At 70.7% G+C, this 15,027-nt stretch carries 13 protein-coding genes; 5 read left to right on the top strand and 8 right to left on the bottom strand.

The annotated features are described in order from the left end of the window. Window positions 1-10: 10 nt before the first annotated feature. The 6 genes from E4T13_RS00590 to E4T13_RS00565 are packed head-to-tail and all read right to left on the bottom strand — an operon-like array spanning window position 11 to window position 8,158. Window positions 11-1,060 carry a serine hydrolase gene (locus E4T13_RS00590; RefSeq protein ID WP_240790936.1) on the bottom strand — a complete coding sequence of 350 codons (1,050 nt, stop codon included), beginning with the start codon at window positions 1,058-1,060 and terminating at the stop codon, window positions 11-13. Between the two features lie 17 nt (window positions 1,061-1,077). Beyond that, window positions 1,078-2,739 carry a hydantoinase B/oxoprolinase family protein gene (locus E4T13_RS00585; protein ID WP_137176323.1) on the bottom strand — a complete coding sequence of 554 codons (1,662 nt, stop codon included), beginning with the start codon at window positions 2,737-2,739 and terminating at the stop codon, window positions 1,078-1,080. Next, window positions 2,736-4,010, bottom strand: a complete 1,275-nt coding sequence (locus E4T13_RS00580) for a glycosyltransferase (protein WP_137176322.1) — start codon at window positions 4,008-4,010, stop codon at window positions 2,736-2,738. Before E4T13_RS00580 ends, E4T13_RS00585 begins: the two co-directional genes overlap by 4 nt. Before the next feature lies 1 nt (window position 4,011). Beyond that, complete coding sequence (locus E4T13_RS00575) at window positions 4,012-6,096, bottom strand: hydantoinase/oxoprolinase family protein (protein WP_137176321.1); 2,085 nt, start codon at window positions 6,094-6,096, stop codon at window positions 4,012-4,014. Then, window positions 6,093-7,358: a hydantoinase/carbamoylase family amidase gene (locus tag E4T13_RS00570; RefSeq protein ID WP_137176320.1), complete on the bottom strand. Its 1,266-nt coding sequence runs from the start codon at window positions 7,356-7,358 to the stop codon at window positions 6,093-6,095. Before E4T13_RS00570 ends, E4T13_RS00575 begins: the two co-directional genes overlap by 4 nt. 8 nt (window positions 7,359-7,366) lie before the next feature. Further along, window positions 7,367-8,158 carry an SDR family oxidoreductase gene (locus E4T13_RS00565; protein ID WP_137176319.1) on the bottom strand — a complete coding sequence of 264 codons (792 nt, stop codon included), beginning with the start codon at window positions 8,156-8,158 and terminating at the stop codon, window positions 7,367-7,369. Between the two features lie 107 nt (window positions 8,159-8,265). On the opposite strand from E4T13_RS00565, the gene E4T13_RS00560 reads away from it, so the two are divergent. The 5 genes from E4T13_RS00560 (at window position 8,266) to E4T13_RS00540 (ending at window position 13,110) form a co-directional block, all read left to right on the top strand. Next, window positions 8,266-9,243, top strand: a complete 978-nt coding sequence (locus E4T13_RS00560) for a D-glycerate dehydrogenase (protein WP_137176318.1) — start codon at window positions 8,266-8,268, stop codon at window positions 9,241-9,243. Between the two features lie 139 nt (window positions 9,244-9,382). Beyond that, complete coding sequence (locus E4T13_RS00555; RefSeq protein WP_137176317.1) at window positions 9,383-9,733, top strand: hypothetical protein; 351 nt, start codon at window positions 9,383-9,385, stop codon at window positions 9,731-9,733. 52 nt (window positions 9,734-9,785) lie between these two features. Continuing rightward, window positions 9,786-11,468: an iron ABC transporter permease gene (locus tag E4T13_RS00550; protein WP_170984722.1), complete on the top strand. Its 1,683-nt coding sequence runs from the start codon at window positions 9,786-9,788 to the stop codon at window positions 11,466-11,468. 71 nt (window positions 11,469-11,539) lie between these two features. Continuing rightward, window positions 11,540-12,508 (top strand): tripartite tricarboxylate transporter substrate binding protein, encoded by a 969-nt coding sequence (locus E4T13_RS00545; protein WP_137176316.1) that lies wholly within the window; start codon window positions 11,540-11,542, stop codon window positions 12,506-12,508. Continuing rightward, window positions 12,505-13,110 carry a glutathione S-transferase family protein gene (locus tag E4T13_RS00540; RefSeq protein ID WP_137176315.1) on the top strand — a complete coding sequence of 202 codons (606 nt, stop codon included), beginning with the start codon at window positions 12,505-12,507 and terminating at the stop codon, window positions 13,108-13,110. The genes E4T13_RS00545 and E4T13_RS00540 overlap by 4 nt, the downstream gene beginning before the upstream one ends. On the opposite strand, the gene E4T13_RS00535 is transcribed toward E4T13_RS00540, so the two are convergent. Both E4T13_RS00535 and E4T13_RS00530 read right to left on the bottom strand, forming a co-directional pair. Further along, window positions 13,107-13,811: a ribonuclease activity regulator RraA gene (locus E4T13_RS00535; protein WP_137176314.1), complete on the bottom strand. Its 705-nt coding sequence runs from the start codon at window positions 13,809-13,811 to the stop codon at window positions 13,107-13,109. The genes E4T13_RS00540 and E4T13_RS00535 overlap by 4 nt on opposite strands. A 49-nt stretch (window positions 13,812-13,860) precedes the next feature. Then, a complete protein-coding gene (locus tag E4T13_RS00530) occupies window positions 13,861-14,913 on the bottom strand; it encodes a C-terminal binding protein (protein ID WP_170984721.1) in 1,053 nt (350 codons plus the stop codon). Window positions 14,914-15,027: the final 114 nt, after the last annotated feature.

The raw sequence follows: 15,027 nt of genomic DNA, 5'->3' as shown, positions 1-15,027 counted from the left end.
CGCTGTCAACTCAGGCCGGCGGGGCGAAGGCCGGCAGGATGCCGTCCACCAGCAGCGCGTGCAGCGTGTGCACCTGCCCATTGGCGCGCGGCACGTCGGGGTCCGAGGTCATCACGACGCTCAGCGCCAGGCCGGGGATCACATAGGCCATCTGTCCGCCATAGCCCCAGGCGAAATACACCGCCTGCCCGCGGGCATGGCCGATCCACCAGCCGAGGCCGTACATCTGGCCGCTCCAGGCGGAGCGCGCCTGGGGCGTCCAGGCGGCCTGGCGGAAATCCGGCGGCACAACCTGGCGGCCCGCATGCCGCCCGTCGTTTCGCCAGCATTCCGCGAAGGCCAGCAGCGCGCGCGGATTGAGCGCCATCTCGTTGCCGCCGAAGTGCAGCCCTTCCGGCGCGCGGGTCCAGTCGGGGATGGCGATGTCGAGCGGCCCGCCGAGCCAGTCCCGCGCCAGGGCGTGCAGCGTGTTGCCGCTCGCGCGCGCCAGCACGGCGCCGAGGATGTGGGAGGTGCCGGTGGAATAGATCATCGGCCCGCCCGGCTCCGCCTCCATCGGGCGGGTCAGCGCGAAGCGCAGCCAGTCGCGCGACGACACCCAGCGGCCGTAGTTGCTGCCGGAGGTCCGCTCCAGCCCCGCGCGCATGGAAAGCAGGTCGCGGATGGTGATGTCGCGCACCCGCGGGTCGGCCTCGCTCGGGATGGAGCGTCCAAGGATCGGTCCAATGGGCAAGTCCAGGTCGCGCAGCACGCCCTTCGCCACCGCGATGCCCACCAGCGTCGCCAGAACGGTCTTCGATGCCGACTTGATGTTGGCAGGGCGGTCCAGCCCCGGGCCGCGGAACACCCGCTCCGCCACCGGCGCGCCGTCACGCGCGACGATCAGCGTGCGCAGCGTGGGCAGCGACGCCGCGCTGTCCAGCACGGGTCCGAGCCCCGCGGTCTGCGCCAGCGCTGGCAGCGGAAGCGCGGCGGCGAGCAGGGCTCGGCGCGGGAACGGGACCGGCATGGCGGCAAGGTGGCGCCACGCGGCGGCAGGCGGAAGCCTGCTGGCGATCACGTCACATTCCGTGACGCTCAATCCGTGCCGTAGAGCGCCCTTGCCTGCGCCTCGCTGACCAGCCCATCGGCCACGTCGCGCGCCACCAGCGCCCGGTCGCGCTGCCGCGGATCGCCCATGCCACCGCCGCCGGGCAGCTTCAGCAGCAGGTGCCGCCCCTTCGGGATGGTCTGGTAGCCCTTGGTGCGGATGCGCGTTCCGTCATCGAGGCCGACCCAGCCTGGCGCGCCTTCGCCGCCGCCCTCGCGCCCCTTCGGCGCATTGGCGACGCGGTCGAAGGTCGCGTTCACCGCGAATTCCGCATCGCCCTTCGCGCCGATCTCCATCACCTTGCCGAAACCGCCGCGGGTGCGCCCCGGCCCGGCGGAATCCTCGCGCAGCTGGTTCTGCCAGAAAATCACCGGCGCGACATTCTCCGTCGCCTCCACCGGCATGGTGCGCACGCCGGAGGGGAAGGCGGTGCCGTCCAGCCCGTCCTTGGTCGGGCGCGCGCCGGTGCCGCCGGAGTTGAAGGTGATGATCTCGAAGTCCGGCAGCTCGGCCTCCGCCCCGCTCACCTGCGCGCCGCCGCGCAACGGCGGGTTCCAGAGCGCCGAGGAGCCTTCCGCATTCACGCGGTCCGGCACCGCCTGGTGCAGGCAGCCCATCATCAGGTCGGGCAGCAACTGCCCCACCACATGCCGCACGCTGACCGGGTAGGGCCGCGGCGCATTCAGGATGCAGCCTTCCGGGATCTCCATGCGGAAGGGCGCGAGCGAGGCCCAGTTGTTCGGGATCTCCGGCGCGACGACGCATTTGATGCCGAAGCAGGAATAGGCCCGGCAATAGGCGGCGGGCACGTTGATGCCGCGGTTCGACAGGCCGGAGGTGCCGGCATAGTCCACCACGATCTCGTCCCTGCGCACGGTCATCGCCGCCTTCAGCGTCACCGGCGCCTCGTAGCCGTCCGAGACGATTTCGGCGCGATAGCTGCCGGCGGGGATCTTCGCGATCTCGTCCAGCGTCGCCTTGAGGGAGGCATCGAAGATGTACTCGGCGAGGTCGTCGATGCTTTCCATCGCGAACTCGTCCATCATCTCTACTAGGCGCTTCGCACCGGCGTCGTTGCAGGCGCAGAGGGAATAGACATCGCCCTCCAGCTCCACCGGCGTGCGCGACCCGGCGCGGATAAAATCGAAAAAAGTCTCGTTCGCCTGGCCGCGGTCGAAGCACTTCACGATGGGGATGTAGAGCCCTTCCTCGAAGACGCTCCGCCCTTCCGGTCCCATGCCGAGCCCGCCGACATCGATCACATGCGCCGTGTTGGCGAACAGCCCGACGATCTTCCCGCGCCGGAAGGCGGGCGTGACGACCGTCAGGTCGTGCAGATGCCCGGTGCCGAGCCAGGGATCGTTGGTGATGTAGTGGTCGCCCGGCTTCATCGTCTCCGCCGGGAATTTCTGCAGGAAATGCCCGACGCTCTCCATCATGGAGTTCACGTGACCCGGCGTTCCCGTCACGGCCTGCGCCAACATGCGGCCCTTGAGGTCGAAGATGCCGGCCGAGAGATCGCCCGCCTCGCGCACCGTGGTGCTGAAGGCGGTGCGGATCATGATCTGCGCCTGCTCCTCCACCACCGCGATCAGGCGGTTCCACTGGATCTGGCGCTGGATGGTTGCGAGTGCGCTGTCGGTGCTCATGCCATCTCCCTTGTCGCCGGCGCCGCGGCACGGCGCCCCGCGATGCCGCGCCAATCCGCGTGGATCGGCGCCAGTGCCACATCGTCCGCATGGCGCGACCAGGCGTGCGCCACCGCCACATGTCCTGCCCGGCGCCACTCGGCCTCGCTCCACGCGGCGGTGCCGGCGATCAGCGCGGCCGCCTTCTCGCGGTCGCGATAGCAGCGCCCGGCCTCGCCGACATAGTCACGCAACGCCGGCAGGTCGCGCACCAGCACCAGCGCGCCGGTCGCCATCGCCTCCGCGATCGAGATCGGCGCACCGATCGGCGTCGCATCGGCCTGGCCCGGCGGCAGCGCCGTGTGCAGATAGATCGCGGCCTGGCGCATCAGCTTTGCGACCTCCTCGCGCGGCAGGTCCACGTGGATCTCCGCCGGCCGGCCGCGCGCCTCGTTCATCGCCAGGATCTCCGCGGGCACGCCTTCGCGCAGCAGGCAGGTGCCGATCACCAGCACGAAGCGAAAGTGCGGCAGCCGCTGCGCCAGGTCGAGGAACAGGTCGAGTTCCTTCGACGCGAGCGCCGCCGCCGTGCGCACCACCAGGCGGCGATCCTTCGCTGCGACGGAGGGAACGAACAGCGGTGATTCGAACGCCGCAGGCACCACCATCAGCAGCGGATCGCCGGTCGCCGCCCCGGCATCCATGCCGGGGAACAGGTAGATGCGCGCCAGGTTCGGGATGCGCAGCGTGGCGGCGATGGTCTCCTGCGTCGTCTCGAAGCCATGCGCGCGCACGGTAAGCGGAAGTCCGGCGGCCGCGACGGCCGGCGCATAGGGCGCGGCATGCGCCAGCCAATGCACATGCACGAGGTCGGGCCGGAACGCCGCAATGGCATCCTCCAGACTGCCGCGATGGAAGCGCGCGGCCGGCGGATAGGCTGAGGCGACATCGCACTCCGACCACACTTCCACCTGGGCGCCGCGGCGCTGCATCGCACGGATCTCGGTCTCGATGTACTGCTCGGTGATCTGCGGATAGTGCCAGAGAGCGTAGAGCACGCGCGGCCCGCCGCCCGCCTCCAGCGCGGAAAGCCGTGCGTCGAGCCCGGCCTGTCGCGCCGCGGCGACGGCCTGCGTGGCCGCGAGCTCCGCCTGCAGCGCGGCGACCTCCGCCGCGACGGGCCGGTTGATGCGCCCGCGCTGCCGCTCGACCCAGGGGCCGGCCTCGATCCCGAGCGAGGACAACGCCCGCAGGCCGCGTGCGAGCAGGACGGAACGCGGCGGACCGCCCATCTCAGCGGGCCAAGCGGCTCAGCTCGAGGTAGCCCAGCCCATCCACCCGGCAGTGCCAGCCCGGCCCGACCAGCGTGGAGGTCTCGTCCTCCGCCACGATGCAGGGGCCGGGCACTTCCGCGCCCTGTGCCATCGCGGCGCGGTCGTACACCGCCCACTCCGCAACCTCGCCCGTCGCGGTGTCGCGCACCGATTGCACGCGCACCGGATTCGGTGCGGGCGCGTCATGCACCGGCGCGATGGGTTTCACCTCATCGACGATGGTTGCCACCGTCACGGCGAACGAAAGAATCTCCACGTCGCTGCCGGGCACCGGCCGGTCGTAGAAGCGCGTGTATTCCACGTCATAGGCCGCGCGGATCGCCGCCACGTCGTCGTTCGTCAATTCGCGCGCCGGGATCGCGACCGCGATCTCGTGGCCCTGCCCGACATAGCGCATGAAGGCCAGCCGGTGCTCGGCAGCCGGCGCGCCGAAGCTGCCTTCCGCCACCACCGCGCTCGCCTCCGCCGACATCGCGGCCAGCAGCGCGTTCACCGCATCCAGGTCGAAGCTGGCGAAACGCTGGTACAGCGACTTCACCACCTCATAGGCCACCGGCGCGCGCAGGAAGCCGATGGCGGAGCCGACGCCGGCGCCGCTCGGCACCAGCAGCCGCGTCACACCGATCTTTTCCGCCACGCGGTACCCATGCACCGGCCCGCCGCCGCCGAAGGCGATGATGGCGCGGCCCTCATAGCCCTTGCCGGACTCGATCGCGTGGACGCGCGCGGCATTCGCCATGTTCTCGTCCACCATCTCGACCACGCCGAGCGCCGCCATCTCGGGCGAGAGATTGAGCCGCGCGCCAACTTCCGCGCCCATCGCGTCCTTCGCCGCGCCGGGATGCAGCTTCAGCGCACCGCCAGCGAACAGGTCCGGCTCGTAGCGGCCGAGCAACAGGTTGGCGTCGGTCACCGCGGGCTGCTTGCCGCCGCGGCCGTAGCAGGCGGGGCCGGGATCGGCACCGGCGCTCTCCGGCCCCACCTGGATGCGGCCCATGGAATCGAGATGCGCGATCGAGCCGCCGCCGGCGCCGATCTCCACCATCTCGATCACGGGGATCCGCAGCGGCAGGCCGGAGCCCTTCTTGAAGCGGCCGACGCGGGCGACCTCGAAGGCGCGCGCCGCCTGCGGCGCGTAGTCATCCACCAGGCAGACCTTCGCGGTGGTGCCGCCCATGTCGAAGGAGAGCACCTTCTGCCAGCCCTTCTGGCGCGCGACATGGGCGGCAAAGATCGCGCCGCCCGCGGGGCCCGATTCCACAAGGCGGATCGGGAAGCGCGCCGCGGTCTCCAGCGTGGTGAGCCCGCCGCCCGACAGCATCAGGAACAGCGGGCAGGTCAGCCCGGCCTCGCGCAGCCCTTCCTCCAGCCGGTGCAGGTAGGACGCCATCTTCGGCTGCACATAGGCATTCGCGACGGTGGTGGAGAAGCGCTCCCATTCGCGCATCTCCGGCGAGACCTCGCTGCTCAGGGAGACCGGCAACTCGGGGAAAACCTGCCGCACGATTGCCGCCGCGCGCTTCTCATGCGCGGGGTTGACGAAGCTGTGCAGGAAGCCGATCGCCAGGCTCTCGATGCCCTCGGCGCGCAGGAAGTCGAGCTGCTTGCGCACCGCGCCCTCGTCCAGCGCGCGCAGCACATGGCCCTCGTTGTCCAGCCGCTCCGGCACGGTCACGCGCCAGCGCCGCGGCACCAGCGGCTGCGGCAGCTCGATGTTGAGGTCGTACTGGTCGTAGCGGCTCTCATTGCCCAGCGCGAGGACGTCCCGGAAACCCTCCGTCGTCAGCAGCGCGGTCCTGGCGCCCTTGCGCTCGATGACGGCGTTGGTGGCGAGCGTCGTGCCGTGGATCACCACGGAAATGTCAGCGGCCTGCAGCCCCGCGCGCCCGAGCACGACGCGCACGCCCTCCAGCACGCCGAGTTCGGGCGCATGCGGCGTGGTGAGCACCTTCGCCGTCCAGCGATCCGTCTCCTCGCCGCTGCCGCGCTCGATGGCGAGGTCGGTGAAGGTGCCGCCGATATCGACTGCCAGCCGTGCGGTCACTGCGCCGCCTCCGCCGCCCAGCGCGTCACCACGGCGCAGGCCGCCGCAAAGTCGTCCATCCGCATCGCCTCGTTCGGATTGTGGCTGCCGTTCTGGTTACGAACGAAAATCATGCCCGCGGGGATGCCCGCCTGCACAAAGGCCGCGGCGTCGTGCCCGCCGCCGCTCGCCATCACCTTGTGCCTGATGCCCAGCTGCTCCGCCGCGCGCGTCAGCCCGGCCTGCACCGCCGCATCCATCGGCGCGGCGCGGCTGCTGGTTTCCTTGCCCAGTTCGAAGCGCACGCCGCGGCGGGCCTCGATCTCCGGCACGATGTCGTACAGCGTCTCCATCAGCGCATCCACGCTGTGCGGATTGACGCTGCGCACATCCAACTGGAATTCCGCCTCGCCCGCGATCTTGGTGAAGCCGGCGTCATCGGTGGTGCCGAGCACGCAGAAGGTGCAGACCAGCACATGGCCTTGCGCCTCCAACTCCACCCAGCGCTCGTCCACGCGATGCGCGAGTTCAGCCAGCGCGATCGCCGCGTCGCGCCGGTATTTGCGCGGCGTCGCGCCGGAGTGGTTGTACTCCCCCACCACGCGCGCCGCGCGCAGGCGGCGGCTGCCGGGGATGCCGGTGATGATGCCGACGGGAATGCCCTCCACGTCCAGCACTGGCCCCTGCTCGATATGCAGTTCCAGGAAAGCCGCGGTGTCGGCCGCCGAGAAGGTCTTTCCGCCGGCCTCGACGAAGCCCGGATCGAACCCCTCCTCCCGCATGTGCTCGGCTAGCGCGCGCCCGGAATCCTGCCGCTTCACCGCAAGTTCCTCAGCCTTCAGCAGGCCGAGCGCTCCGCGGCTGCCGGGATAGCTCACCGGGAACCAGCTCCCCGCCTCCTCCGCGCGCACCGCGACGACGGTCACGTCGCGCCCGGGCACGAAGCCCGCGCGCTTCATCCCCGCCACCGCCGCCAGCCCGGCCAGCACGCCGGCGGCGCCGTCGTAATTGCCGCCGGACTGCACGGAATCGAGGTGGCTGCCGAGCAGCACGCGCTTCGCCGCACGGTCGGCGCCCGGCAGCGTCATCAGCAGGTTGCCGACGGGGTCCGCGCGCGTCTCCAGCCCCACCGCCTCCGCCGCGGCGCGGACGATGGCGTGCGCCTTGCGCTCGCCTTCGCCATAGGCCGTGCGCGTGATGCCGACGCCGTCATGCGTCGCCGCGCGTAGCTCGTCGAACAGCCGTTCGGCGAGCGCGACATCGGGGGTGAGGTTGGGGATCATCGGACCGCTCAGAACATGCTGCGCACGCGGCCGCCATCGACCCGGATCATGCTGCCGGTGATGTAGCCAGCCTGCTCGCTGGCCAGGAACGCACCGGTCGGGCCGAATTCCGCGGGCGTGCCGATGCGCCCGGCCGGGATTTCCTCGGCCATCTTGTCCAGCTCCTGCTCGGCGCTCGTGCCGGCCTTGGACGCGCGCGACGACGCGTTCTGCATGATCCGGTCCGTCATGATGCTGCCCGGCGCGATGACGTTCATCGTCACGCCGTCCTTCGCGACCTCGCCGGAATAGGTCTTGAGCCAGCCCCATATCGCCGAGCGCAGAACGTTGGACAGCGCCAGGTTCGGGATCGGGTGCTGCATGCCCGAACTGCCGATCACCAGCACCCTGCCCCACTTCCGCTCCCGCATCGCCGGGATCAGCTTGTTCGCGATACGAATGGGCGAGGCCACTACCTGTTCGAACCAGGTGCGGAGCGCGGCGTCCGTGATCTCGGATGCGGTGCAGGGCGTTGGGCCGCCATGGTTCAGCACCAGGATGTCCACGCCGCCGAGCAGCCGCACCGCCTCGTCCGCCAGATGGTCCATCTGCTCGCCCTTGGCCACGTCGGCCACCACGCCATGCGCGGCGGAAGCGCCAGCGGCCTTCAGCTCGGACGCGACCTTGTCCAGCGAGGCCTGATCGCGCCCGCTGACCACCACCGCGGCGCCTTCTGCCGCCAGCGCATCCGCGATCGAGCGCCCGAGCCCCTTGGAGGCCCCCATCACCAGCGCGCGCTTGCCCTTGAGGCCGAGATCCATCACCGAAACTCCCTTGGCGGATTGGGCGCGACCATGTCCCCGGGCGCCCCTGCTGGCAAGGCGGGCCGGCCCTGCTATCCCTGGCACAAGCCCAGGAGAGAACATCGATGTCCAAGCCCGTGCTGCTGCTCACCCGCAGGCTGCCAGACGCGATCGAGGCCCGCGCCGCGCGCGACTACGCCGCCACGCTGAACAGCACGGACGAGCCCTGGTATCGCGATGGGGCGGAGATCGCGCGCCGCGCCGCGGCAACCGGGGCGCAGGGCATCCTCTGCGCCGCCGGCGACCCGATGAACGCCGCGACCATCGCCGCCCTGCCGGACAGCGTGCGGATCATCGCCACCTTCTCCGTCGGCTACGACCACATCGACCTCGCCGCGGCGAAGGCGCGCGGCATCGTCGTGACCAACACGCCGGAGGTGCTGTCCTTCGCCACCGCCGAATGCGCCTTCACCCTGATGCTGATGGCAGCCCGCCGCGCCGGCGAGGGCGAGCGCATGGTCCGCGCCGGCAAGTGGGAAGGCTGGGCGCCGACCCAGTTGATGGGCGTCACGCTGGAAGGCAAGGCGCTCGGCATCGCCGGCTTCGGGCGGATCGGGCGGGAGCTGGCAGCCATGGCGCGCGGCTTCCGCATGCGGATCCATTACCGCGACCTGCGCCGCGCGCCGGAGGATCTCGAACAGGGCGCCACATTTCATGACAATGACGAGACGTTCCTGCGTGCTATCGATATCCTCTCCATGCACATGCCCGGTGGCGATGCGACACGGAAATGGCTGAATGCGGATCGCCTGGCGATGATGAAGGCGGGCAGCCTGGTGGTGAACACCGGTCGCGGCGGCTCGGTCGACGATGCGGCGCTGGCCGCGGCGCTGCGATCCGGTCACATCCGGGCGGCGGGGCTCGACGTGTATGACGGCGAGCCGCGCATCCATCCCGCCTATCTCGACCTCGAGAACGTCGCGCTGCTTCCGCATCTCGGCAGCGCCACGATCGAGACACGCATCGCCATGGGAGAGCGTGCGCTCGGCAACCTTGATGCAGTTCTCCTACACGCAAAGGTTGCACTTGATCGTCTAACTTAAATGCAAAACCTTACAACATCTGTCCAACTAAAGATTGACATTCACGGCGGATGGCACAATTTTTAGGCGTGTGTTTCAGCCTGGAAAGTTCCATTCGTATGCAAGCGACGATCTACCGCCGGTTCGGTGCGTGACGGCCATGCGGCGGGCGGCTCGCATCACCTTGTTCGTGCAGGACCGGGACGGGAAGCTGGACACCTATCCCGACATCGACGTGTTCCATCTGCTGATGCTGCAGACGCCCCTGGTGAACCGCAATCCTGACGGCAGCCGCACCCTGGTGTTCGACCTGCCCGACCCCGCCCGTGCGCTCGGCGGCGCACTGGCCGCCAACCATGCCGATGCCGAGCGGCTGCGCGCCAAGATCGCCTCGCTCAGCCTTGAAGCGCATGCGCTCGGGCTGCCGCTGACCGCCGCACTGGCCGATTCCGCCGAACTGGTGGCCGAGGCGGAGCTGAACGACATGGGGCGCGTACCGCCCCGCTCCTGAAGGCGGCCTGCACCGCATGGCCGTCGCCGCATCGGCGTTGTAGACATCCGGCATGTCCTTCAGCGATGCCGCGGGCGCACCGCCGCCGGTCGCGCAGCGCGGCCCCGCCGTGCGGCGTCGAGGCGTGCCGGGCTGGGCCTGGGCCTCCGTCGCCGTCGCCGCGCTGATTGCCGCCCCGATCCTCTCGGTCGTCGTCACGGCCCTGGCCCCGGGTGGCGAGGCCTGGGGCCATCTCCTCCGCACCGACCTGCCGGAACTGCTGGAGAACTCCCTGGCACTCGCCCTGCTGGTCGGGCTGATGGCGGCCAGCATGGGCGCGATCAGCGCCTGGCTCGTCGCCGCCTGCGCCTTCCGCGGCCGCGCCGTGCTGGAGGTGGCCCTGCTGCTGCCCATGGCGATGCCGGCCTATGTCTGTGGATACGCCTATGTCTGGCTGCTCGACGTGGCAGGTCCGGTGCAGACCACGCTGCGCGACGTCACCGGCCTGCGATGGGGGCAGTACTGGTTCCCCGAGATCCGCAGCCTGCCCGGCGCAGCGCTGATGCTGGCTTCCGTTCTCTACCCCTATGTCTACCTGCTCTGCCGCGGCGCCTTCCTGACGCAAAGCGTCTGCCTGCTGGAAGCCAGCCGCACCCTCGGCCACGGCCTGCCGCGCACCTTCCTGCATGTCGCGCTGCCGATGGCGCGCCCCGCGCTCGCCGCCGGCGTGGCGCTGGTGCTGATGGAGACGCTGGCGGATTTCGGCACGGTCGACCACTTCGCTGTCCGCACCTTCACCACCGGCATCTACGAAGCCTGGTTCGGGCAGGGCAACCGGCCTGCCGCGGCCCAGCTTGCGGTGTGCCTGATGGGCCTCGTGGCGTTGCTGCTAGTGCTGGAACGCGCCTCCCGCGGCGGGCGGCGCTACCACCCCACCACCACGCGCCATCCGCCGCTGCGGCCGGTGGTGCTGCGGGGGTGGAAGCAGGCGGCGGCGATCACCGCCTGCGCGATGCCGGTGCTGCTGGGCTTCGTCATCCCCGCGGGCGCCATGCTGGTGCTGGCCGTCACGGTGGGAGACCCGCTGGATGCGGCGCAGACGGTGCCCTTCGCGCTCAACAGCCTGACGCTCGCCATCGTGGCGGCCGGCATCGCGATCGTGCTGGCGGCGCTGCTCGCCTGGGCGCAGCGGCTCTATCCCTCGCCCATCCGCGCGGCGGCGAACCGCATCGCGTCGATGGGCTACGCCATCCCAGGCTCGGTCATCGCGGTCGGCGCGCTGGTGCCCTTCGCGCTCTTCGACAATGCGCTCGATGGCTGGATGCGGGCGACCTTCGGCGTCTCCACCGGCCTGCTGCTGTCCGGCACGATCGCCGCGCTGGTCTTCGCCTATATCGTGCGCTTCCTCGCCGTCGCGCTCTCGGCCGTCGAAAGCGGGCTGACCCGGATCAGGCCTTCTCTCTTCGCCGCCGCCCGCGTCCTCGGCCGCCGCCCCGGCCAGGCGGTGCGGGAGGTGGAGCTGCCGCTCGCGCGCGGCGCTCTGCTGACCGGCGCCGTGCTGGTCTTCGTCGACACGATGAAGGAACTGCCGGCGACGCTGATCGTCCGTCCTTTCGACTTCGACACGCTGGCGGTGCGCGTGCACAACCTCGCCTCCGACGAGCGGCTCGCCGAGGCGTCCACCGCGGCACTGCTGATCGTGCTGGTCGGCCTGCTGCCGGTTGCGGTGCTGGTCCGCGCGATGCGCCGCGGCTGAGCAGCCGCGATCGAAGCGCTTGCGCGACGCCGCATCGCGCCGCACTGTGGCGCGTCTCCTGGAGAGCCGGAATGATCCGCCGACGCACGCTGCTGCGAATGCTGCCCCTGCTTGGCGCAGCGTCGCCCTTCCGGCCCGCGGCCGCCCAGCAATTCCCGACGCGGCCGATGCGCATCATCGTGCCTTTCCCCGCGGGTGGGGCCGCGGACATCCAGACCCGCGCCTTCGCCGACGCCCTGTCCGCCTATTTCGGCCAGCGGGTGCTGGTGGACAACCGCCCCGGCGCCGGCGGCAATCTCGGCACCGATGCCGCGGCGAAATCGCCGCCCGATGGCTACACGCTGGTGATCGGCGGGCCGAACGTCATCAACACGCGCTATCTGCTGCGCGACACACCCTTCCAGTGGGAGCGCGACCTCGATCCGATCGGGCTGATGTTCGCCTCCGCCAACGTGCTCGTAGTGCATCCCTCCGTACCGGCGCGGACGGTGCCGGAATTCATCGCCTATCTGCGCGCCAACCCCGGCAAGCTGAACTTCGCGTCGGCGGGCGCCGGCGGCTCCATTCATCTCTCCGCCGAGATGTTCATGAAGATGACCGGCACGCAGATGGTGCATGTGCCCTATCGCGGCGACGCGCTGGCGCGGGCCGACCTGACCAATGGCGCCGTGCAGGTGATGTTCAACGCCATCACCAGCAGCATCGAGCCGGTGCAGCAGGGCCAGTGGCGCGCGCTGGCCACCACCGGCTCCACGCGCTCGCCCGCCTTCCCCGACCTGCCGACGCTCGAGGAAGCCGGGCTGCCCGGCTATGTCGTGCTGAGTTGGCAGGGCCTGTTCGCGCCCAAGGGCGTGCCCGCCCCCATCCTGGCGCGATTGCGCGAGGGCTTCGACAGCGTCTTTGCCGACCCCGCCGCGCGCGCCACCTTCGAACGCCTCGGCACGAACCCGACACCCTCCTCCGCCGCCGACCATCTCGCCTTCATGCGCGCGCAGGAGGTCCTCTGGGCGCCGGTGCTCAGGAGCTTCGCACCGCAATGATCGAGATCTGGACCGCCCGCACCACCAACGGGCTGCGGGTCTCCATCATGCTGGAGGAGCTCGGCCTGCCCTACACGGCACATGCCGTGGACATCGATGACGAGGCGACGAAGCCGGCCGCGATGCGCGCCATCAACCCCTCCGGCGCGATCCCGGTCATGCTGGATCATGAGACCGGGATCGGCATGAGCCAGTCCTTCGCGATCATGCTGCATCTCTGCGAGAAGGCAGGCCGCTTCCTGCCGGTCGAGCCCGCCGCGCGCGCCGCGACTCTGCAATGGATGTCTCAGGTGATGACGGACGTGATCAGCGCCACGCATCCGATCTTCGTCCTCACCAGTGAGCTGAAGGACACGCCGGCGCCGATCATCGCGCATTACGAGGCGCGGCTGCTGCGCTTCCTGGGCCAGGCCGATGCGCAGCTCGCACAGTCGCCCTGGCTCGCCGGCAACGAGATCACGGTGGCGGATTTCGCGCTCTACCCCACCGCCGCCTTCCGGACGCGCCTGCTGGACCGCGCAGGAGGCCTGCCGGCGCTGCGCCGCTGGATGGCGACGATGGCAGCCCGCCCCGGCGTGGCCCGCGGCATGCAGGTTCCCTAGCGACCCTCGCGGAACCTGCGATAAGCCTCGCGCGTCGCCTCGTTCGGCGGATAGGTGCCGATCAGCGGCGCGCCGGCCTTGATACGATCGACGATGTAGGCCTCGAATTCTTCGCGCTCGAAGGCGGCGTCGGCGACGGCCTGCGCATGCGCCGCCGGCACCAGCACCACACCGTTGCCGTCGCCCACGAGGATGTCGCCCTGCATCACGCCGACACCGTCGCAGCCCACCGGCCCGCCCATCTCCGTGAAGTGCAGGAACAGCGAGGCGGAGGTCGCCGCATTGCCGCGCGCGAAGACCGGCAGGTCCAGCTTCGCGATCGCCTCCTGGTCCGAGACGCAGCCATCGATCACGATGCCCGCCGCGCCGCGCACCATCGCATAGGTCGCCATGATGTCGCCGAAGACCGAGGCGCGCAGGTCGCCCCCGGCCTCGATCACCAGCACGTCGCCCTGGCCGAGTTCCGCGAAGGCACGCGCCTGCAGGTCCGGCAGTTCGCCCGCGGCCACGCGCTTCTTCAGGTCCTCCCGCGTGGGGATGGCGCGCAGCGTCACTGCCCGGCCGACGAAGCGCCGTGCCGGGCCGACCGGCGCGACCTGGCGCATGTGGTTGCTGCCGAGGCCCGACTTCGCCATCACCGCGTTGATGGTCGGAACCGCGCAGGCGGAGAGCTTGCGCGCGATGTCGTCGGTCAGGGCCATGCGATCTCTCCGGTTGCGCGGGCCAGCCTGCACCGGCGCGGCGGCGGCGTCACGCCCGCCGCCCTGGACCAATGCGCGGCCGGCGCGGCTCGCGCAGCAATGCGGCGTTGACGCAGGTCGCAAGGCTGCCGTCGCGCAGGTAGTCCATCAGGTAGGTCATCGACAGCCGCCGGATGTCGAGGATGCTGGCCGTGCTGTAGAAGGCGCTGTGCGGCGTCAGGACCAGGCGATCATCCAGCCATTCCGCGCCGGCCGCCCATTCGGCGATCAGCGGATGCGCGCGGTCCAGCGGCTCCGTCTCGAACACGTCGAGCCCCGCAGCGCCCAGGCGGCCCGCGCGCAACGCGGCGTGCACCGCGTCCAGATCCACCAGGGCCCCGCGCGACGTATTCACCAGCACCGCGCCCTCGGGCAGCAGGGCGAGCTGCCCCGCCCCGATCATGCCCTGCGTCTCCGGCGTCAGCAGCGCATGCAGGCTGAGCACGTCGCTGCGGGCGAGCATCGCATCGAGGCTTGAGAAGCGCTGCCAGCCGAAGCCGAGCTCGTGCCCGACCGGCAGGTAGGGATCGTAGAAGCCGACCTGCATCCCGAACCGCTCGAAGCGCAGCGCGGCGGCGGTGCCGATGCGCCCGAGCCCGACGATGCCGAGGCGGAGCCCGGGGATGCGCCGCACCGTGCGCAACTGCCGTGCATCCCAGGACGCGTTGGACCGTCGCAGCCGCCGGTCATAGGCCAGCACGCCGCGCAGAAGGGTCAGCGCCAACGCCACGGCATGGTCCGCCACCTCCGTGGTGCCGTAATCCGGCGTGTGCATCACGGGGATGCCGAGGGCGCCGGCCGCCTGCAGGTCGATATGCCCGACGCCGACGCCGCCCTGCACGATGCAGCAGGCGCGGGTGAGCCGCGCGATCGCCTCCGCGGGCAGCCGGTGCGCGCTGCGGCAGTTCAGCACGGCATCGGCTGCCGCGTACTCCGCCGGATCCGGCAGCCGCCCCTCCACCGAGCGTCGGAACACCAGCTCCACATCCGGGCCGGCTGCCGCGAGTTCGATGTCGGCCTCGGTCTCGAACAGCGGATCGATCACCAGGATCCTGGGTCGCACGGCCGCACTCCATCCTCCGGCGACGCGGACGCTGCGCAGCCGGCACGAAGCCTAGGCAAGGCCGGCCGCCTCCGCCAGCACCGGCAGGCGCTTGGCGCGGCCGCGCGCCGCCCC

It is taken from the genome of Roseomonas sp. AR75 (genome assembly GCF_005222815.1).
Taxonomy (GTDB): Bacteria; Pseudomonadota; Alphaproteobacteria; order Acetobacterales; family Acetobacteraceae; genus Falsiroseomonas.
The sequence above is the reverse complement of the archived record's forward strand: the minus strand, read 5'-3'. Positions and strand labels throughout refer to the sequence as shown.

Bases quoted from the DNA above. Each gene is read 5' to 3' on its own strand.
- E4T13_RS00565 (WP_137176319.1), bottom strand. From the start codon at position 8,158: ATGGATCTCGGCCTCAAGGGCAAGCGCGCGCTGGTGATGGGGGCCTCC.
- E4T13_RS00540 (WP_137176315.1), top strand. From the start codon at position 12,505: ATGATCGAGATCTGGACCGCCCGCACCACCAACGGGCTGCGGGTCTCC.
- E4T13_RS00570 (WP_137176320.1), bottom strand. From the start codon at position 7,358: ATGATCCCCAACCTCACCCCCGATGTCGCGCTCGCCGAACGGCTGTTC.
- E4T13_RS00550 (WP_170984722.1), top strand. From the start codon at position 9,786: ATGTCCTTCAGCGATGCCGCGGGCGCACCGCCGCCGGTCGCGCAGCGC.
- E4T13_RS00555 (WP_137176317.1), top strand. From the start codon at position 9,383: ATGCGGCGGGCGGCTCGCATCACCTTGTTCGTGCAGGACCGGGACGGG.
- E4T13_RS00560 (WP_137176318.1), top strand. From the start codon at position 8,266: ATGTCCAAGCCCGTGCTGCTGCTCACCCGCAGGCTGCCAGACGCGATC.
- E4T13_RS00585 (WP_137176323.1), bottom strand. From the start codon at position 2,739: ATGAGCACCGACAGCGCACTCGCAACCATCCAGCGCCAGATCCAGTGG.
- E4T13_RS00535 (WP_137176314.1), bottom strand. From the start codon at position 13,811: ATGGCCCTGACCGACGACATCGCGCGCAAGCTCTCCGCCTGCGCGGTT.
- E4T13_RS00545 (WP_137176316.1), top strand. From the start codon at position 11,540: ATGATCCGCCGACGCACGCTGCTGCGAATGCTGCCCCTGCTTGGCGCA.
- E4T13_RS00580 (WP_137176322.1), bottom strand. From the start codon at position 4,010: ATGGGCGGTCCGCCGCGTTCCGTCCTGCTCGCACGCGGCCTGCGGGCG.